18 protein-coding genes are annotated in these 18,600 nt (G+C 73.5%); 6 read left to right on the forward strand and 12 right to left on the reverse strand.

All coding sequences use genetic code 11. The annotated features are described in order from the left end of the window. Positions 1–312 precede the first annotated feature (312 nt). Both ACWEQL_RS24220 and fbaA read right to left on the reverse strand, forming a co-directional pair. Entirely contained in the window at positions 313–744 is a 432-nt protein-coding gene (locus ACWEQL_RS24220) for a DUF3151 domain-containing protein (RefSeq protein WP_452152396.1), read from the reverse strand. Positions 745–795: 51 nt separating this feature from the next. Next, positions 796–1,818, reverse strand: coding sequence for a class II fructose-bisphosphate aldolase (fbaA, locus tag ACWEQL_RS24225; RefSeq protein ID WP_452152397.1), 1,023 nt, complete (start codon positions 1,816–1,818; stop codon positions 796–798). Between the two features lie 346 nt (positions 1,819–2,164). Between fbaA and ACWEQL_RS24230 the strand changes: the two genes are divergently transcribed. Continuing rightward, complete coding sequence (locus ACWEQL_RS24230; protein WP_452152398.1) at positions 2,165–2,884, forward strand: DedA family protein; 720 nt, start codon at positions 2,165–2,167, stop codon at positions 2,882–2,884. A gap of 119 nt (positions 2,885–3,003) precedes the next feature. Here the strand turns inward: ACWEQL_RS24230 and pyrE are convergent, their stop codons facing one another. The 5 genes from pyrE to ACWEQL_RS24255 all read right to left on the reverse strand — a co-directional run bounded on the left by pyrE (position 3,004) and on the right by ACWEQL_RS24255 (position 7,793). Continuing rightward, the gene (pyrE, locus tag ACWEQL_RS24235) at positions 3,004–3,540 is read right to left on the reverse strand and encodes an orotate phosphoribosyltransferase (protein ID WP_452152399.1); all 537 of its coding nucleotides are present in this window, start codon (positions 3,538–3,540) and stop codon (positions 3,004–3,006) included. A 30-nt stretch (positions 3,541–3,570) separates the two neighbouring features. After that, complete coding sequence (locus ACWEQL_RS24240) at positions 3,571–4,764, reverse strand: SRPBCC family protein (RefSeq protein ID WP_452152400.1); 1,194 nt, start codon at positions 4,762–4,764, stop codon at positions 3,571–3,573. A gap of 103 nt (positions 4,765–4,867) precedes the next feature. Next, positions 4,868–6,517: a polyamine aminopropyltransferase gene (locus ACWEQL_RS24245; RefSeq protein ID WP_452152401.1), complete on the reverse strand. Its 1,650-nt coding sequence runs from the start codon at positions 6,515–6,517 to the stop codon at positions 4,868–4,870. A 109-nt stretch (positions 6,518–6,626) separates the two neighbouring features. Beyond that, positions 6,627–7,157, reverse strand: coding sequence for a DUF2617 family protein (locus ACWEQL_RS24250; protein ID WP_452152402.1), 531 nt, complete (start codon positions 7,155–7,157; stop codon positions 6,627–6,629). A 468-nt stretch (positions 7,158–7,625) separates the two neighbouring features. Further along, positions 7,626–7,793, reverse strand: coding sequence for a hypothetical protein (locus ACWEQL_RS24255; protein ID WP_452152403.1), 168 nt, complete (start codon positions 7,791–7,793; stop codon positions 7,626–7,628). Here ACWEQL_RS24255 and ACWEQL_RS24260 point away from each other — a divergent pair. Continuing rightward, entirely contained in the window at positions 7,792–8,223 is a 432-nt protein-coding gene (locus ACWEQL_RS24260; protein ID WP_452152404.1) for an NUDIX hydrolase, read from the forward strand. The two genes, ACWEQL_RS24255 and ACWEQL_RS24260, sit on opposite strands and share 2 nt — an antisense overlap. Positions 8,224–8,461: 238 nt before the next feature. Next, a complete protein-coding gene (locus ACWEQL_RS24265) occupies positions 8,462–9,406 on the forward strand; it encodes a hypothetical protein (protein WP_452152405.1) in 945 nt (314 codons plus the stop codon). 16 nt (positions 9,407–9,422) lie between these two features. Here the strand turns inward: ACWEQL_RS24265 and ACWEQL_RS24270 are convergent, their stop codons facing one another. The 3 genes from ACWEQL_RS24270 to ACWEQL_RS24280 all read right to left on the reverse strand — a co-directional run bounded on the left by ACWEQL_RS24270 (position 9,423) and on the right by ACWEQL_RS24280 (position 11,787). Then, positions 9,423–10,583 (reverse strand): pyridoxal phosphate-dependent aminotransferase, encoded by a 1,161-nt coding sequence (locus ACWEQL_RS24270; protein WP_452152406.1) that lies wholly within the window; start codon positions 10,581–10,583, stop codon positions 9,423–9,425. 124 nt (positions 10,584–10,707) lie between these two features. Then, positions 10,708–11,274, reverse strand: a complete 567-nt coding sequence (locus tag ACWEQL_RS24275) for a YbjN domain-containing protein (protein ID WP_452152407.1) — start codon at positions 11,272–11,274, stop codon at positions 10,708–10,710. 147 nt (positions 11,275–11,421) lie between these two features. Continuing rightward, on the reverse strand, positions 11,422–11,787 hold the full coding sequence (locus ACWEQL_RS24280; protein ID WP_452152408.1) for a beta/gamma crystallin domain-containing protein: 366 nt from the start codon (positions 11,785–11,787) through the stop codon (positions 11,422–11,424). 260 nt (positions 11,788–12,047) lie between these two features. Between ACWEQL_RS24280 and ACWEQL_RS24285 the strand changes: the two genes are divergently transcribed. Both ACWEQL_RS24285 and ACWEQL_RS24290 read left to right on the forward strand, forming a co-directional pair. After that, on the forward strand, positions 12,048–12,347 hold the full coding sequence (locus tag ACWEQL_RS24285) for a helix-turn-helix domain-containing protein (protein ID WP_452152409.1): 300 nt from the start codon (positions 12,048–12,050) through the stop codon (positions 12,345–12,347). Beyond that, positions 12,348–13,232, forward strand: coding sequence for a hypothetical protein (locus ACWEQL_RS24290; protein ID WP_452152410.1), 885 nt, complete (start codon positions 12,348–12,350; stop codon positions 13,230–13,232). Positions 13,233–13,330: 98 nt separating this feature from the next. Here the strand turns inward: ACWEQL_RS24290 and clpB are convergent, their stop codons facing one another. Next, on the reverse strand, positions 13,331–15,937 hold the full coding sequence (gene clpB / locus ACWEQL_RS24295; protein ID WP_452152411.1) for an ATP-dependent chaperone ClpB: 2,607 nt from the start codon (positions 15,935–15,937) through the stop codon (positions 13,331–13,333). A gap of 75 nt (positions 15,938–16,012) precedes the next feature. Then, positions 16,013–17,011 (reverse strand): LysR family transcriptional regulator, encoded by a 999-nt coding sequence (locus tag ACWEQL_RS24300; protein WP_452152412.1) that lies wholly within the window; start codon positions 17,009–17,011, stop codon positions 16,013–16,015. 71 nt (positions 17,012–17,082) lie between these two features. Here ACWEQL_RS24300 and ACWEQL_RS24305 point away from each other — a divergent pair, with 71 nt between their 5' ends. Continuing rightward, positions 17,083–18,183, forward strand: coding sequence for a TDT family transporter (locus tag ACWEQL_RS24305; protein WP_452152413.1), 1,101 nt, complete (start codon positions 17,083–17,085; stop codon positions 18,181–18,183). The last annotated feature ends 417 nt before the right edge of the window (positions 18,184–18,600 follow it).

The raw sequence follows: 18,600 nt of genomic DNA on the forward strand, positions 1-18,600 counted from the left end.
TCAGGCGGGCGCGGCGCGCGAGGTCGGCGATCCGGCGTTCGTCGCCAGGGCGCTGGAGGTCATCGAGGAGACCGGCCGCCGGGCGATGGACGACCGGGCACGGCGTAACGCTTCCTGGTCGGACGGTTCGGGGCCGCCGGAGCGTGTCGAAACAGCCGTGTGCACCCCCTCGCCGGCCCACCCTGGCACGCCGGGCGGCCGGATGTCCACATACCGGGTATGCACGACGGCGCACGACCGCCCCCGCTGCCGGTAGGACAACGGGGGCGGTGCGGGCGGTTCCCGGCCGTCACCGGCCGGGGTCGTGCCGGGTCAGCCGAGGGTGGCGGCGGCGGTCGGCGAGCTGTCCTTCAGGAACTGGGCGCAGCGCTCCGCCTCGTGCTTCTCGTCGATCGCGGCGGCGGCCCGGCCGAGCGCGTGCAGCGCCCGCAGGAAGCCGCGGTTCGGCTCGTGCTCCCACGGCACCGGGCCGTGGCCCTTCCAGCCGGCCCGGCGCAGCGAGTCCAGCCCGCGGTGGTAGCCGGTGCGGGCGTAGGCGTACGACTCGACGGTGCGGCCGGCGGCGAAGGCGTCGTCGGCGAGCTGGGCCCAGGCCAGCGAGGAGGTCGGGAACTTCGCGGCGACCTCGGCGGGGGAGGCGCCGCCGGCCAGCAGCTCCAGCGGGGCGGGCTCGGCGGGCAGGTGCGTGGGGGCCGGGCCCCCGAGGAGGTCCTGACCCTGGAAGGGGTTCTCGTGTGCACTCATGCCCCCCAGTCAACCACTGGGGGGCATGAGGGTCAGCACGTGCCGAGTGCCTTACTTCAGGCGGTTGCCGGCCGAGCGCAGCTGCTGCGCGGCCTCGACCACGCGGGAGGCCATGCCCGCCTCGGCGAGCTTGCCCCAGGTGCGCGGGTCGTAGGTGTTCTTCTTGCCGACCTCGCCGTCGACCTTCAGCACGCCGTCGTAGTTGCGGAACATGTGCTCCACGACCGGGCGGGTGAAGGCGTACTGGGTGTCGGTGTCGAGGTTCATCTTCACGACGCCGTTCTCCAGCGCGGTGGCGATCTCCTCGGCGGTCGAGCCCGAGCCGCCGTGGAAGACGAAGTCGAACGGGTCGGCCTTGCCGTACTGCTTGCCGATCGCGTCCTGCAGCTCGCGCAGCAGCTCCGGCTTCAGCACGACGTTGCCCGGCTTGTAGACGCCGTGCACGTTGCCGAAGGAGGCGGCCAGCAGGTAGCGGCCCTTCTCGCCCAGGCCCAGGGCCTCGGCGGTGCGGACGGCGTCGTTGACCGTGGTGTACAGCTCGTCGTTGATCTCGTGCGTGACACCGTCCTCCTCGCCGCCGGTCGGGGTGATCTCGACCTCAAGGATGATCTTGGCGGCGGCGGCCTGGGCCAGCAGCTCCTGGGCGATCTCCAGGTTGTCGGCCAGGGTCTCGGCCGAGCCGTCCCACATGTGCGACTGGAACAGCGGGTTCAGGCCCTTGGCGACGCGCTCGGCGGAGACCGCGAGCAGCGGGCGGACGTAGCCGTCCAGCTTGTCCTTCGGGCAGTGGTCGGTGTGCAGCGCGACGGTGACGTCGTACTTGGCGGCCACGATGTGGGCGAACTCGGCGAGCGCGACGGCGCCGGTCACCATGTCCTTGTTGTGCTGGCCGCCCAGGAACTCGGCGCCACCCGTGGAGATCTGGATGATGCCGTCGCTCTCGGCCTCGGCGAAGCCGCGGAGCGCGGCGTGCAGCGTCTGCGACGAGGTGACGTTGATGGCCGGGTAGGCGAACTTGCCCGCCTTGGCCCGGTCGAGCATCTCGTTGTAGACCTCGGGAGTTGCGATGGGCATGCGAATCCGCTCCTGTCGGGTTGCGGCGTACGGACGGTCCTGTCCGACGCTGTGTACGCCTTCGGTACGACTCCGGGGTACCGGCGGCCGGTGCGCGGCTCTGCGGTGCGGTGCACCGGTACCAAGGCTGGAGGCGGCCACCGCGGTACGACAACGAGGGTGTTTTGCGACCGCGGACCGGGCGCCGCAGCCATCTTCCCAGACCACCCCCTCCCAGGACCATGTGGCCCGCCTGTCGGGACGGCCGCCACGCACGGAGGGATGACGGGCGGGGGACGAAGGACGGACCCCGCGCTCCTCCCGGCGGGCGAGGCCCGTTCAAAGACGGGACCGCTATCCTGCGGCCGTGGACTACAACCAGCTGGCGCTAAACCTCCTCGACGCCAAATCACTGATCTCGTCCCTCGGTGCCATCGGGCTGATCGCGATCATCTTCGCGGAGACCGGCCTGCTGGTCGGGTTCTTCTTCCCCGGGGACTCGCTGCTCATCCTGGCCGGTGTCGCCGCCTCCAGCGCGGCCTCCTCGGTGCTCGGCGACGGCGCCCGGCTGCCGATCGCGGTGCTGCTCATCGGCGCCCCGATCGCGGCCATCGTCGGCGCCCAGCTCGGGCACCTGCTCGGCGCCAAGATCGGGCCGAAGATGTTCGACAAACCGGAGTCGAAGATCTTCCGCCAGGAGTACGTGCAGAAGGCCGAGGAGTACTTCAACAAGTTCGGCGCCGGCAAGGCCGTGGTGCTGGCCCGCTTCATGCCGATCGTGCGGACCTTCCTCAACCCGGTCGCGGGCACGCTCGGGATGTCCGCCCGGACCTTCTTCGTCTGGAACGTCATCGGCGGCGTGCTGTGGACCGAGTCGATGCTGCTCACCGGCTACTTCTTCGGTGACGCGCTCGCCCCGGTGATCGACAAGTTCCTGATCCCGGCGATCCTGCTGATCGTGCTGCTCTCGATCTCGCCGATCCTGTTCGAGGTCGTGCGCGAGCGCAGGAAGAAGAAGGCGGGCCTGACCGAGGTCGCCGAGGGCGTCGAGACCGTTCCGGCCGGCGGCCGGCACCGCCGCGGCTGACCGCCTGCGGAGCAGGACGAGAACGGCCGGGGCCGGTCCCGATTCGCGTGGTTTCACGTGAAACGGGACCGGCCCCGGCCGTCGCGGTCTCCGCGGGTGTCCCCGGGCCGCGCGGGCCCTTACAGGCCCAGGTCGTCCAGGGTGTAGGCGGTGACGTACGGCAGGCCCGCCTCCTCGATCGCCGGGGCGGCGCCGCGCTCCACGATCACCGCGACGCCGACCACCTCGGCACCCGCCTCGCGCAGCGCCTCGACCGCGGTCAGCACCGAGCCGCCGGTGGTGGAGGTGTCCTCGACCGCCAGCACCCGGCGGCCCTTGACGTCCGGGCCCTCGATCCGGCGCTGCAGACCGTGCGCCTTGCCCGCCTTGCGGACCACGAACGCGTCCAGCTCCTGCCCGCGGGCGGCGGCCGCGTGCAGCATGGCGGCGGCCACCGGGTCGGCGCCGAGGGTCAGCCCGCCGACGGCGTCGTACTCCAGGTGCGAGGTCGCGTCCAGCAGCACCCGGCCCACCAGCGGGGCGGCCTTGCCGTCCAGGGTGATCCGGCGCAGGTCGACGTAGTAGTCGGCCTCCAGCCCGGAGGAGAGGGTGACCTTGCCGTGCACGACGGCCTTGTCCTTGATCTGCGCCAGCAGGGCGTCGCGGTCGTTGCTCATGAGCGTCCAGTCTAGATCACCGTTCGCGTCCTACCGCTTGCGCAGCGCCCTGACCAGGACCACCGCGCCGCCGATCAGCGCCACCCCGCCGCCGATCATCCACGGCACCGCGCTGCGGCCGGACGGGCCGGGCCCCAGCGGGACGATCCCGCCCGCCTCGCCGCCCCAGCGGGAGGCCGCCCGGGCCCGCGCGCTGCGGGCCGGCAGGGCGGGGGCGTAGCGGCCGCGCGGCGGGGCGTGGTCGACCTCCTCCGCCGACCGGCCCACGATGCTGCGCCGTACCGGGCCGCCGAGCACGGGCTCCTGCTCGTACGGGAACGGCAGTTCGGACGGCAGCTCCTCGGCGACGGGCTCCCCGGCGGCCGGCCGGTCCTCGTCCCCGCCCTCGACGTCGTCCTCGTCCTCCTCCTCGGCGCGCGCGGTCAGGCCCAGGCCCTCGGCGTCGGCGTCCGAGAAGGCGATCAGGTCGGAGAGGTCGTCCTCCAGGTCGTCGCCGGGGGAGTCCTGGTGCTCCTCCAGGAACAGCACGGTCGCGCTGCCGTCCTCCTCGGTGGCCTCCCCGGTGGCTTCCTCGGCGTCCTCCCCGGTGGCCTCCTCGGGGGCCTCCTCGGGTGCCTCCTCGGCGTCCTCCCCGGTGGCCTCCCCGGCGATCTCCTCGGCGTCCTTCTGGCCGGTCTCCTCGGCGCCCGCGTCGGGCACCTCGTCGGTGCTCTCCGGGGCCCCGGCGTCCTGGGTGTCCTCGCCGTCCTCGGCGTCCTCGGTGTCCTCGGCCGGTCCGGCGTCCGGCGAGGCCAGCGCGGCGGCGAAGCGGTCCAGCAGCCGGCGGCCGGTCGCGGCGAGGGTCTCCTCGTCGAACTCGGTGAGCCGCCCGGTGGCGCTGAGGTCGCCGGTGAAGCGGACGACCGCCGTCCCGTCCTCGGCGCCGCCGGCCACGCTGACCCGGACGGTGGCGGTGGCCTCACCGCTGCCCCGCGCCTCCTCCCCCTCGGCCAGCACGGTCAGCACGCCCTCGCGGCCCTCGATCAGCGAGAGCACGCCGCGGTACGTGATGGTGGAGGAGCCGATCCGCAGCTTCAGCCGCCCGCCGATCTCCTCGGCCGGCCCGGTCCCGGCCGCGGCCGGTTCGGTGCTCAGCCCCGGCACGCAACGGGCCAGCAGGGCCGGATCCTGCAGGGCCTGCCGGACGTCTTCGGCCGGCATCGGGACGACAACCTCATGCTCCATGCCACGGAGCCTACCCACCGACCTCCCGTACGGCCCCCCACCGGTGCCCCACCACTCCCACGACGTCTCCGCGACCCCGGCCGGCGGGCCGCCGTCCGGCGGCTCAGCCCGGGTGCAGCAGGCTGTGGGCGGCCGGGGGACGGGCCGGGCGGGCGGCGGCGAGGCGGGCGGCGGAGGAGTGGAGGGCCGCGGGCGTGAGGGCGCGCGGGGGCGGGGCGTCGGGGGCGAGGACGAGCGGGGGCGGGGCGGCGGCCGCGAGCAGGAAGGTCTGGGCGGCGGCCGGGCCGGCGTTCGCCGTACAGCTGTCGGCGGGGCCGCCCTCCACGGCGTACGGGACGGTGCGCAGCCCGACGGCCCGCAGGCCGGACTCGACGGGCCACGGGCCGTCCCCGGCGTCCTCGTCGGCGCGCCCGGCCCGGACGGCGATCCGGCCGCCGGGGGCGAGCAGCCGGGTGGCGAGGCCGTAGAACTCCTGGGAGTGGTACTTCACGGTGCCGCTGTCGGCCGGGGCCGGCAGGTCGGCGAGGACGGCGTCGAAGGGCGGCCCGGTCCGGCCGCCGCGCAGCCAGTCCAGCGGGTCGGCGGTGACGGTGCGGACCCGGGGGTCGTCGAAGGCGTGGGCGGAGAGGGCGGCGAGGCCGGGGTCGGTGCGGGCGAGCAGGGGGAGCGCCGGGTCGTGGTCGACCACCACGACCTCCCGGACGTCGCCGTGCCGCAGCACCTCGCGCAGGGCGAGCCCGTCGCCGCCGCCGAGCAGCAGCACCCGGGTGTCCGGGCCGGCGGCCAGGGCGGGGTGGACGAGGGCCTCGCTGCCCCGGTACTCGTCGGGGCCGCAGACCGCGAGCCGGCCGTCGAGGTAGAGCCGCAGCGGGCCCTCGGCGGGGCCGGTGAGCACGATCTCCTGGTGGCGGCTGTGGGCGGCGTAGCGGACCTGGTCGCCGTAGAGGGCCTGCCGGGCGGCCCGTTCGACGGTGCCGGAGCCGGCGGCGGCCGCGCCGAGGACGGCGAGGACGAGCGCGCAACCGCTCCAGAGCAGCAGCCGGGTGCGCGGGGCGGGCTCCTCGCGGAACAGCCAGAGCACCACGGCCGCCCCGGCGACGGCGTTGACCGCGCCGGTGATCAGGGCGCCGGTGGCCTGGCCGAAGGCGGGCAGCAGGAGGAACGGGAAGGCGAGGCCGCCGATCAGCGCCCCCACGTAGTCGGCGGCGAACAGGTCGGCGGCGGCCCTCCCGGCGTCCTCGCGTCTGATCCGCTGGATCAGGGTCATCAGCAGCGGGATCTCGGCCCCGATCAGGATGCCGATCAGGCAGGTCAGTCCGACCATGGCGCACTGGTAGCGGCCGATCCACGCCCAGCAGCAGTAGAGCGCGAGGACGGAGAGCCCGCCGGTGAGGGCGAGCGCGCACTCGACGAGGGCGAAGGCGGTGGCGGGCCGGCGGGTGAACCGCTTGGCGAGCAGCGAGCCGAGGCCCATCGCGAACACCATGACGGAGAGCACGACGGAGGTCTGGGTGACCGAGTCCCCGAGCAGGTAGCTGCCGAGCGCGACGAGCTCCAGCTCGTAGACGAGCCCGCAGGCCGCGCAGACGAACGCGGCCAGCAGAACGGCCGGCCGGGCGAGCCGGGGGCTGTCGCGCGGCCGGGAGCGGCGGCGGGCGGGCAGGGGGGTGAGGCCGCGCCCGAGCAGGGGTGGGACGCCGTCGTCGAGGTCCGGTCCCGGTTGCACGGGCGGACCGGCCGGATGGTTGATCACGAACAAACGCTAGGCGACGTTCGGTACGGATAGCTGCGTCCATTCGACGGACAGCGGGGCGCCCCGGGTTGACGGATCGTTCCTGCGTGCGATTCGCGGGTGCTCGGCGTCATCGGCGGGAGACCACCAGCGAGGAGCGGGTGCAGACCAGCTGACCCTCCTGGGGGTAGGCGTGCCAGGTGCGCCAGAGCAGCCGGTCCACGCCGCCCTGGGTGACCAGGGCGGTGAAGGCGCTCGGGTCACCGGGGAAGACGCCGGCCAGGCCGCGGGGGTGCCCCTCGACCAGGGCCAGCAGCTCCTGGGCGCGGGCGGCGAACTCGTGCGGCGGCAGCGCCTCGATCCGGGCGGCGAACTCGTACTCCCAGCCGGCCACCTGCTTGGCCACCCGGGCGGGCAGCGGGGTGCGGCGGCCGGGCAGGCAGGCGACGGTCTCCAGGCACTCCCCGGGCCCGGCGGCGATCACCACCTGGTGGGAGGCCCCGAGCAGGCGCAGCTGGAGGGTGCCGGGCGGGCCGGGGAGGTCGTCGCCGTCGAGTCTCAGGTCGCGGACGGCCAGTGCGGGCAGCGGTTCGCCGCCGAGGCACCAGGCCAGGTCACCGGCGCGGGTGTCCGTGTAGGAGGTCTGCAGTGTGGTGAGCATGCTCGGCTCCGCGTTTCAGCTCCGTGCGCGCCCGCCGAGCAGCGTCCGACCAGTCTTGGCCCTCGGCGAGGCTGTTCGTGGCTGTGCGGTCCAGGGCGCGGCCGACCGTGGAAGGAAGGATTCCGGCTGGAGATTCAGCAGCAGAGAAGCACGAATAAGCCGGGTCCGTCGGTGATTTACCCAACTTTGTCAAGCATTCACCGTTTCGAGCACACCCGGTTCCCTGCTCTGATCGACCCGGTGTGCGACTGTGCACCGAACGCGCCCCTCCCACCGGTGCGTGCGCTGTGCGCGCTGGGAGTGCGCCTTGTGAGCCGGTGGTGCGACGCCCGGCGGTGAGCGCTCGGCGGAGGCGGCCCGGATCGTGCCAACGGGGCATCGGGAATTGCCGACCTGGCATCCTCCGGTCCTTTGTGGAAGGGGAGTTGACCTAGAGTCAGGGGTGCGGGCCGGTGGCCTGTCGGCGGGTCAGATCCGGCCGGGCCGGTCCACCGCCTCGCGCAGGACCTCGACCCGCTTGCAGAAGGTGAAGCGGACCAGCGCGCGCCCCGCCTCGCCGGCCAGTCGTTGTACATCGACGGAGACTGGCTCCTCCACTGGACCGCCCGTCCCGCCGAACAGGAGACAGACCACCATGCAGCACCGCGTCCGAGCCGTCCTCCTCACCCCGAACAACACCATGCTGCTGATCAAGCGCATCCGCCCCGGCGTCGACCCGTACTGGGTGATCGTCGGCGGCAAGATCGAGTCGACCGACGCCGGCCCCGAGGACGCCCTGCGGCGCGAGGTCCGCGAGGAGATCGCCGGCGAAGCCGAGATCGTCAGCGTCCTCCACACCATCGAGACCGCCGACGAGCGTCAGGACTTCTACCTCGCCACCATTGAGAAGTGGAGCTTCGAGGACCGCACCGGCCCCGAGTTCAGCCAGGAAGGCCGCGGCGAGTACCTCCTGGAGGAGATCCCCCTCACGGCTGACGCCCTCGACGCGGTCAACCTCCTGCCCCAGGAGTTCGCCGCCGTCCTGCGCAACGCCGTCGAGCGCGGGGAACTCCTCACCACCCGGTAATCGCAACGGGTGGCCGGGGCCGGTGAACCGGCCCCGGCCACCCGAAACCCCGTACGGCGCCCACGCTGACCAGCGCACAAGCTCGCCGGCGACAGCCACTGAAAGTGATCAAGGCCGTTGCGGCAAAAGGCCCTTGACGCCCAGTGTGACGTGGTACGTTCCGTAATCCAACCGAAAACAGGTGACCCCGGCGGTGCGCTAACACCCCGGGGTCCGGCAACAGGAGTCCAACCTCCCGATGCGTGTCCATCGTAGCGCCCACGTGCGCAACTTCACCGTGCTGCCCAACTGCGTTCTGCAGTACCGGCGGCTGTCCTACACCGCCCGCGGCCTGCTCGCGGACCTCCTCTCCCGCCCCGACGGCTGGCGCGAGGACGGCCGGCACATGGCCGACACCAGCCCCCAGGGACGCGGCGCGATCCGCAAGGCCCTGAAGGAGCTCGCCGAGGCCGGCTTCTACCGGGTCGAGAAGATCCGGATGCCCGACGGCACGATCCGCACCGAGACCCACGTCTACGACACCTCACAGTTCGTACTGCCGGGTGCCACCCGTCCGGTCTCCGGTGAAGCGACCACCGGTGATGCTGGCACCCCTGTAGTAAAGAACCGGTACCAAGAACCCACCCTCCCCGCCGACGAGGCCGACGAGGCGGACGAGACGCCGGGAGGGCGGGAGGAGGACCGCCGGGACGCCACGCACGCCCCGGCGATGCCGGACGAGCAGGTCCGCGAGGCGGTCGCCACGCTGTTCCGGGTGATCCGCCCCGAACCGCGCCTGCACCTCGGCGAGGCCGAGGCCCGAACGCTCGCCCCGCTGGTCGTCCAGTGGCTGGACCGCAGAGCGACTCAGGCCGACCTCGCTGCCGCGCTGCTGCCCGGCCTGCCCACCCCGCTGCACTCGGCGGTGGCGGTGCTCCGCTCCCGCCTGGAGCGCAAGATGCCGCCCGTCCAGGCCCCTGCGTGCCCAGCCGCTGCCCGGTACGCCGAGTGCGCCAAGTGCCACGACCCGGTGCCCCAGCCGGGTATCTGCCGCCCCTGCGCGGGCCTCGCAACCCACACACCGGCGGTTGGGGGCGGCGAAGCGGCAGCCCGTGCCGGTGCCGCACGAGTCCGGGACGCGATGCGCGCCGCCAAGGCCGCGCTGCAGCTCGGCCCGGATGCGCTGGTCGCCGGTGCCGGGTAGGGCGGGAGCGGGGTGGTCAGAGCTGCTGGAGCCGCGCCACGGCCTCACCGAGAACGTCATCGCGCTTGCAGAACGTGAACCGCACGAGGCTCTGTCCGGCCTCGGCGTTGTCGTAGAAGACGATGTTGGGGATGGCGACGACGCCGCAGCGCTCGGGGAGGGAACGGCAGAATTCCAGGCCGTCCTTCTCTCCGAGCGGGGTGATGTCGGTGGTGATGAAGTACGTCCCCTCCGGCCGGAACACCCGGAACCCGGCCGCGTCCAGCCCGTCGGCGAGCAGGTCGCGCTTGCGGAGCAGGTCGGCCCGGAAGCCGTCGAAGTAGCCGTCCGGCAGCCGCAGCGCCTCGGCGACGGCGTACTGGAACGGGCCGGCGCTGACGTACGTGAGGTACTGCTTGGCCGTGCGGACGGCCGACACCAGGGCGGGGCTCGCCGTCACCCAGCCGACCTTCCAGCCGGTGAAGGAGAAGGTCTTGCCGGCCGAGGAGATCGAGACGGTGCGCTCGCGCATCCCGGGCAGGGCGGCGATGGGGTGGTGGGCGCCGCTGAACACCAGGTGCTCGTAGACCTCGTCGGTGACCACCAGCAGGTCGCGTTCGACGGCGAGTTCGGCGATCGCGCGCAGCTCGTCGGCGTCCAGGACCAGGCCGGTGGGGTTGTGCGGGGTGTTGAGCAGCAGCAGCCGGGTGCGCGGGGTGACCAGCGCCCGCAGCTCGTCCAGGTCGGGCCGGAAGTCCGGGGCGCGGAGGGTGAGCGGCACGCGGACGGCGCCGGCCATCGCGATGCAGGCGGCGTAGGAGTCGTAGAAGGGTTCGAGGGCGATCACCTCGTCGCCGGGCTCCAGCAGGGCGAGCAGCGCGGCGGCGATGGCCTCGGTGGCGCCGGCGGTGACCAGCACCTCGGCGTCGGGATCGTAGGTGAGGCCGTAGAAGCGCCGCTGGTGCTCGGCGACGGCCTGCCGCAGCTCGGGGATCCCGGGGCCGGGCGGGTACTGGTTGCCGCGGCCCTCCCGCAGCGCCCGCACCGCCGCCTCGCGGACCTCCTCGGGGCCGTCGGTGTCCGGGAAGCCCTGCCCGAGGTTGATCGAACCGGTGGCGGTGGCCAGCGCGGACATCTCGGCGAAGATCGTCGTACCCAGCCCGGACAACCTGCGGTTCAGCAGCGGCCTCGTACCCATCCCGGCTCCTCCCGGCTCGTCGTGGGCCCATCCTGGGGGAGCGGGGGCGGGACCACAAGCACCCCCGGACACGGGTGCGGCCCGTCACCGGGTGCCGGTGACGGGCCGCGCCGCGAGGCGGGGGTCAGCTCTCGTCGGAGCCCTCGGCGGCGTCGCCGCCCTCGCCCTTCTCGTCCTCGATGTCCTTCTGCAGGCCCAGGCGCTCGACGATCCACTGCTCGAAGCCGACGGCGGCCTGGGTCCAGTTCGCCGTGGTGGTGACGAAGTAGTCCAGGTTGACGCCGGTGCCGACGATCATCTGGGCCTCACCGATCAGACGGACGACGCCGTCCTCGTGGGTGTGGGTGTAGACCTTGGGCCACAGGGTCTCGCGGTTCCACTCGTCGATCAGGTCGAGGATCTCGGCCTTGTCCTCCAGCGGGTACGCGCGGTCGTAGAAGGCACGGACCGCGAAGAGCTCCTTCTGCTCGCCGCGGAACATGTAGTAGACGCGGAAACCCTCCCACGGCGCCGTGAGGTCGCCCTCGTCGTCGACGACGTGCTTCAGCTGCATCTGGTCGAGCAGCTGGATCACCAGGTTCTGGTCCGGGACGATGATCGGCGGAGGGCCGGCGGGACGGTCCTGGCCACCGCCGGGCTGGCCGCCCTGGGGCAGGCCGAATGACGGGATGGACGACGGGTCGATGCTCATGCGGGTCCTCTTCTCAGTGCACGTGGTGGCCGGCAATGAGAGGCCGCCCTTCCAAGTCCAATCCTGCCTCATCCCGGGCCCGCGTCACAGGGGCGCCCGGAGGTGTGCCGCCGGATCCGACGGCACCGGGGGAGGACCGGGGAGGGGCTACAGCGGCCGGAAGATCTGCAGGTAGCGGATGGTTCCGGTCTGCCCGCCGTCGTTGTAGTAGCTGCTGTTCCAGGTCCACGCCGGGATGTGGCGGTGCCCGGGGCCCGAGGGGCCGTACACGCTCTCGTAGTAGTAGAGGTCGTTGTTGCCCGAGTAGGTGTCGCTGACCGAGTAGATCATCACGTCCATGTAGCCGTTGTTGGCGAAGCAGACCCGGTTGCCCGCCGAGATGACGTTGACGAAGTCCCATCGGCCGGCGCAGTCGACGCGGTTGATCGCGCTCGCGTCGGTGGCGGGGAGGGCGAGTGCGAGGGCTGCGGCGGCGGCCGAGGTGAGCGCGGCCTTCTTCCAGCGGGAGTACATGGTGCTCCTTGACTCATCGACGCGTGATCGGCTCGGACAGACCGGGATCCTCGCAACGCCTCACCGGTCCCACCAGGAGGTTCGCCGGAGGTTTGGCGGAGGAACTGCCGGGTGGCGCGGTCAAACCCGAACAGGGAGTGAGGCTTGTCACGCGGTGAGTGATCGGGTTTGGCTGCCGGACCCGCCGGTTGCCGTTAGCGTGCGACGGAACCCTCCCGGCGGGCAAAGGCCTGTGCCGGTCGACGAGTTGAGGTGCATCGGTGGTGGGGGTGGCTGTGGTGGACGGGCCGGTGCCGGGGGATCCGGCCGACCTGGGGGCGCTGCTGCGGAGCATCCGGCTCGACCGGGGCATGACCCAGGAGGAGCTGGGCGAGGCGTCGGGACTGAGCGTGCGCTCGATCCGCGACCTGGAGCGGGGGGTGTCCTGCCCGAGGATCTCCACCCTGCGGTTGCTCACCCAGACCTGGAACCTCCCCGAGTCCCAGGGGGCCGAGCTGCACCGGCTGGCCCGCGCCTGGCGGGACCGGTCGCGGCGGGGACCAGCGAAATGGAGCGAATGAGTGAAGACGCACTTACGGGCCGCCGCCGGCGTACTGGCCTGCGCCGGTGTGGCGGCCGCGCTGTCGGGCTGTTCGTCGCAGGGGGAGGGTAAGGCGTCCGCGCCCTCGCTGACCCCGCCGCCGCTCGGGTCGGCCACCGCGCCGCCGTCCGGCCGGGACGGCATGCTGCGCCTGCCGCTGTCCGCCTTCGGGTCCGGTGACGAGACCGCCGACGTGCGCACCGCGGCCATGCGGGCCGTGATCACCAAGTGCATGCACGCCGCCGGGTACACCACCTTCACCCGGGAGGAGGCGGTGGACGAGGGCGCCCGCGGGGACAACACCACGGCGATGCCGGCCGGGGCGTTCGGCTACCTGCCGGAGAGCGTGGCCGCCGTCCAGGGCTTCCACTCGGCCAGGCCCGCCGGGGTGGCCCGGCCGGCGCGCCGGGCGATCACCGGGCCGGAGGAGAGCGCGCTGCAGGGCTGCGTGAAGGCCGCGTACCCGCAGCTGGCGCCGCCGGACCAGGGCGGCTCCGAGCTGGTGGACCGGCTGTTCGGCGAGTCGCAGGCGGCGCTGGAGCGGGACGCCCGGGTGCAGGAGGCGGTGCGGTCCTGGACGGACTGCATGGCGAAGGCCGGGTTCCCCGGGGTGACCCCGGCCGGGCTGGTCGACCGGTACCGGGCCATGGCGGCGGGCGCGCCCGAGCCGACCCAGGAGGAGCTCGCGGCGGCCCGGGCGGACGCCGCGTGCACCACCGGCAGCAACCTGGCCGGCGTCTGGTTCACCGCGCTGGCCGGCTACCAGGAGCAGCTGATCGCCGCCAACCAGGAGAAGCTGGCCGCGTACCGCAGCAGCCACCAGGAGTACCGGGCGAAGCTGGCGAAGATCGTCGCCGAGCCGTGAGCCGCAGGGGCCCAGGCGGCCCAGTGCGAGCGGGTCCGGCGGGATGCGGGACGGGTGTGCGGCGGGCCGCCGGGAGGGGCCCGCCGCACACCCGCGGCTCACTTCTCCAGCGGCCCCCGGGAGCGGACGGTGAGGCGGTCGCCGTCCTCGTCCCGCTCGACCACCACGGTGTCGCCGTCGTGCACCTGGCCGGAGAGGATCGCCCGGGCCAGCTGGTCGCCGATCGCGGACTGCACCAGCCGGCGCAGCGGCCGGGCGCCGTACGCCGGGTCGTAGCCGGTGAGCGCCAGCCAGTCCCGGGCGGCCGCGGTGACCTGGAGGGTGAGCCGGCGCTCGCGCAGCCGCTCGCCGAGCCGGGCCACCTGGAGGTCGACGATCCGGCTGAGCTCGGCGGTGCCCAGCGGGTCGAAGACCACGATGTCGTCCAGCCGGTTGAGGAACTCGGGCTTGAACGCGGCCCGCACCGACTCCAGCACCAGCTGCTTCTTGCGCTCCTCCGGGGTGGTCGGGTCCACCAGGAACTGGCTGCCCAGGTTGGAGGTGAGGATCAGGATCGCGTTGCGGAAGTCCACCGTGCGGCCCTGGCCGTCGGTGAGCCGGCCGTCGTCCAGCACCTGGAGCAGCACGTCGAAGACCTCCGGGTGGGCCTTCTCCACCTCGTCCAGCAGCACCACGCTGTACGGGCGGCGGCGGACCGCCTCGGTGAGCTGGCCGCCCTCCTCGTAGCCGACGTAGCCGGGCGGGGCGCCGACCAGCCGGGAGACCGAGTGCTTCTCGCCGTACTCGCTCATGTCGATGCGGACCATCGCCCGCTCGTCGTCGAAGAGGAAGTCGGCCAGGGCCTTGGCGAGTTCGGTCTTGCCGACACCGGTCGGGCCGAGGAAGAGGAAGGAGCCGGTCGGGCGGTCCGGGTCGGCGATGCCCGAGCGGGTGCGGCGCACCGCGTCCGAGACGGCCTCGACGGCCTCCCGCTGGCCGATCAGGCGCCGGCCCAACTCGTCCTCCATGCGCAGGAGTTTGGCGCTCTCGCCCTCCAGCAGCCGGCCGGCCGGGATGCCCGTCCAGGAGGACACCACATCGGCGACGTCGTCCGGGCCGACCTCCTCCTTGACCATCGAGGCGCTGGCGTCCTCGTCCGCGGCGCGCTGCTGGGCCTCGGCCAACTCCTGCTCGGCGGAGGGGATCTCGGCGTACATCAGCTTGGAGGCGCGCTCGAAGTCGCCGTCCCGCTGGGCGCGCTCCAGCGCGCCGTGCAGGTCGTCGAGGCGCTCCTTGAGCTCGCCGACCCGGTTGAGGCTCTTCTTCTCCTGCTCCCACCGGGCGGTCAGCACGCTCAGGTGCTCGTTGCGGTCGGCGAGATCGCGGCGGAGCCGGGCGAGGCGGTCCACCGAGGCGGGGTCCGACTCCTTCTCCAGCGCGAGCTCCTCCATCCGCAGCCGGTCGACGGAGCGCTGGAGTTCGTCGATCTCCACCGGGGAGGAGTCGATCTCCATCCGCAGCCGGGAGGCCGCCTCGTCGACCAGGTCGATGGCCTTGTCTGGCAGGAAGCGGGAGGTGATGTAGCGGTTGGACAGGGTCGCCGCGGCGACCAGCGCGGCGTCCGCGATCTGCACCTTGTGGTGCGCCTCGTAGCGGCCCTTGAGGCCGCGCAGGATGGCGATGGAGTCCTCGACGCTGGGCTCGCCGACCAGCACCTGCTGGAAGCGGCGCTCCAGGGCCGGGTCCTTCTCGATCCGCTCGCGGTACTCGTCCAGGGTGGTGGCGCCGACCATGCGCAGCTCGCCGCGGGCCAGCATCGGCTTGAGCATGTTGCCGGCGTCCATCGCGGAGTCGCCGCCGGCGCCCGCGCCGACCATGGTGTGCAGCTCGTCGATGAAGGTGACGACCTGGCCGTCGCTCTGCTTGATGTCGTTCAGGACGGCCTTCAGCCGCTCCTCGAACTCGCCGCGGTACTTGGCGCCGGCCACCATGGCGCCGAGGTCCAGGGCGACCAGCCGCTTGCCGCGCAGCGACTCGGGCACGTCACCGGCCACGATCCGCTGGGCGAGGCCCTCGACCACGGCGGTCTTGCCGACGCCGGGCTCGCCGATCAGCACCGGGTTGTTCTTGGTGCGCCGGGAGAGCACCTGGACGACCCGGCGGATCTCCTGGTCCCGGCCGATCACCGGGTCGAGCTTGCCGTCCCGGGCGGCCTGGGTGAGGTCGGTGCCGTACTTCTCCAGCGCCTTGTAGGTGCCCTCGGGGTCGGGCGAGGTGACCCGGCCGCTGCCGCGGACGTCCTTGAACGCGGCCAGCAGCGCCTTGGGGGTGGCCCCCTGCTGCACCAGAAGCTCGGCGACCGGGCCGCCCTCGTGGGCCAGGCCGACCATCAGGTGCTCGGTGGAGACGTACTGGTCGTCCAGGTCGTCGGCGCGCCGGCCGGCCTCGGTCAGCACGGCCAGGGTGTCGCGGGCCAGCTGCGGGGCGGCCACGGTGCTGCCCATCGCGCTGGGCAGGGCGCCCTGCTGGCGGCGGGCCTCGGAGCCCACCCGCGCGACGTCCGCGCCGACCGCCTCCAGCAGCGGTTTGGCGATGCCCTCGGGCTGCTCCAGCAGCGCGATCAGGATGTGCACCGGTTTGACGTCCGGGTTGCCCGCGGCGCCGGCCTGCCGGATCGCGGTGGACAGGGCGTCCTGCGTCTTGGTGGTGAACTTGCTCGCGTCCACTGCTGGGGTGACCTCCTCGTACGGGTTGCCGTTCTCTTGCTCTCTACAGCATGCACTAAGTTGAGTCTATTCCACTCAACTTTCGGGTGAACTCTGTGTCTCCTCCCACGCCCGCGTCTCCTCCGGCGCCCGTTCCCGCCGGGCGGGCGCCGGCCGCGGCCCGGGCCCCCGGGTGAGCCCCAGCAACTGCCGGGCCGGCCCGCCCGGCCGCCGTCCGGCCGGCCAGACCGCCCGCAGCGGCCGCCGCAGGTCCAGCCCCTCGGCCAGCGGCACCGCCACCAGCCGCCGGGTGGCCAGCTCCTCCACCACCGCCAGTTCGCTCAGACAGACCGGTCCGGCCCCGGTCATCGCCGCCGCCTTGAGCGCCGTCGACGAGGCCAGCTCCAGTCGCGGCTCGGCCGCCCCGCCGTACGGCGCCAGCGCCATCTCCAGCACCTCCCGGGTGCCCGAGCCCGGCTCGCGCAGCACCAGCGGGGTCGCGGCGAGCTCGGGCCCGGTCAGCGGCGAGCGGGCGGCGGTGCGGCGGGCCCACGGGTGTCCGGGGGCGACCACGACGACCAGCCGGTCGGCCGCCACCACCGCGCCGGCCAGTCCCGGCGGGGTGCTCGGGCCCTCGACGAAGCCGAGGTCCGCCTCGCCGGCCAGCACGTGCCCGGCGACGTCCGCCGAGTTGGCCGTCCGCAGCGTCACCGCCGTGCCCGGACTGGCCGCGTGCAGCGCCAGCAGCCACCCCGGCATCAGGTACTCGGCGACGGTGAGGCTGGCCACCACCACCAGCCGGGCGTCCCGGCGCTCGCGCAGCGCGTCGATCCCGGCGTCCAGGGCCTGCGCCGCCTCCAGCACGTGCCGGGCCCACTCGACCACCAGCTGGCCGGCCTCGGTCGGCCGGCTGCCGCGCGGGGAGCGGTCCAGCAGGGGGACGCCGATCTGCTGCTCCATGCCCTTGATCCGGGCGCTGGCGGTCGGCTGGCTCACGCCGAGCTCGGCGGCGGCCCGCCCCACGCTGCCCAGCCTGGCCACCGCGAGGAGCAGTTCCAGCGCGCCGAGTTCGGGGACGTGGGGGGAGAGGGGCATAGGTTCAGGCTATGCCCTCATAGAGCCGCCGTCGCTACCGGCGGCCCGCCCGCGGCGGCACGGTGGGGGTCATGGCCACCCTGATCAGCCCCCGCCCCCTCGTCCGCGCCCCGCGGTTCGACCTCACCCGCCTCGGCCCCAACTGGTACGCCGCGGTCATGGGCACCTCCATCGTCGCCAACGCGGCCGCCGTGCTCCCGGTGCGGCCGGCCGGGCTGATCGGCTTCGCGGAGCTGATGTGGGTGCTCGGCCTGGCCGCCCTGCTGGCCGTCGGGTCCGCGCGGCTGGTCCACCTCACCCGCCACCGCGCCGCCGCCCGTACCCAGCTGCTCGACGAGCCCGCCTCCGCCGTCTTCTACGGCTGCCCGCCGATGGCCCTGGTCTCGGTGGGCCTCGGCAGCCTGCTGATCGGCACCCGGCTGATCGGCACCGGGCCCGCGGTGGCACTCGGCCTGCTGCTCTGGTCGGCCGGCACCGCGTACGCGCTGGCGGTGGCGGCGGGCATCCCGTACCTGATGCTCACCCGGCACCGGGTCTCCGCGCTGGAGGCCAACCCGACCTGGCTGCTGCCCTCGGTCGCCCCGCTGGTCTCCGCCTCCGCCGGGCCCGCGCTGATCGCCCACCTGCCGGAGGGCTTCGCCCGCCAGGCCATGCTGTACGGCTGCTGGGCGCTGTTCGGCGTCGGCCTGCTGGCGGTGCTCGCCCTGCTGCCGGTGGTCATCACCGGCCTGGTGCACAGCGGGCTGCCGGCGCTGGTGCTCACCCCCTCGCTGTTCCTGGTGCTGGGCCCGCTCGGCCAGTCCACCACCGCGCTGCAGAACCTGGCCGACGCGGCCCGCCCGGTCACCCCGCACCTGGCCCCGGCGGTGCTGGCCTTCGCCGAGCTGTACGGCGTCGCGGTGCTCGGGGTGGCGATGCTGTGGCTGGCCGTCGCCGTCGCGGCCAACCTGCGCGCCCGGCGGGCCGGTATGCCGTTCGCGATGACCTGGTGGGCGTACACCTTCCCGGTCGGCACCTGTGTGACCGGCGCCGCTGGTCTGGCCCGGCACACCGGCTTCGCCGGCTTCAGCGGACTGGCGGCCGGCCTGTTCACGCTGCTGCTGGCCGCCTGGGCCGCGGCCGCGGTCGGTACCCTCACCGGACTCGCCTCGGGACGGCTGCTCGGGCGCTGAGCCGGGCGGCGCGTCCGGAGCCCGGGCCCGCGCCCGCGCGTCCGCTCGTGGGCGGCCGGCGCGGCCCCGCCGGTGAGCGGGCGCTCGGCCGATTTCCGGAGGTCGCACCGGCCGCAATCGGGCGGATCGTGCGAAGCCGTACGCTCCGCCGTGCAGGTTCCTGCAATTGCGAGAACCTGCAGCTGGGCGGCACTTGTTCACCGGCCGTCACGCTGTGATGGTGGAGTCACGCCAGGTCGTCCGGGCAACCGCAGCCCGATGGTGGCGACTTGCTCTTCAACTGTGGATGCGTGAGGTACGCAGGTACCTGCACAACGGGGGGAAGAGCGCCGGCCGGGACGCCATGTGTGGTGATGGCCCCCGGGACCGGAGTCGGCGAGGCGTTGCTGCTCCGCCTCGCCGGAAGCGCCCTGACAT

Source organism: Kitasatospora sp. NPDC004240, assembly GCF_053603215.1.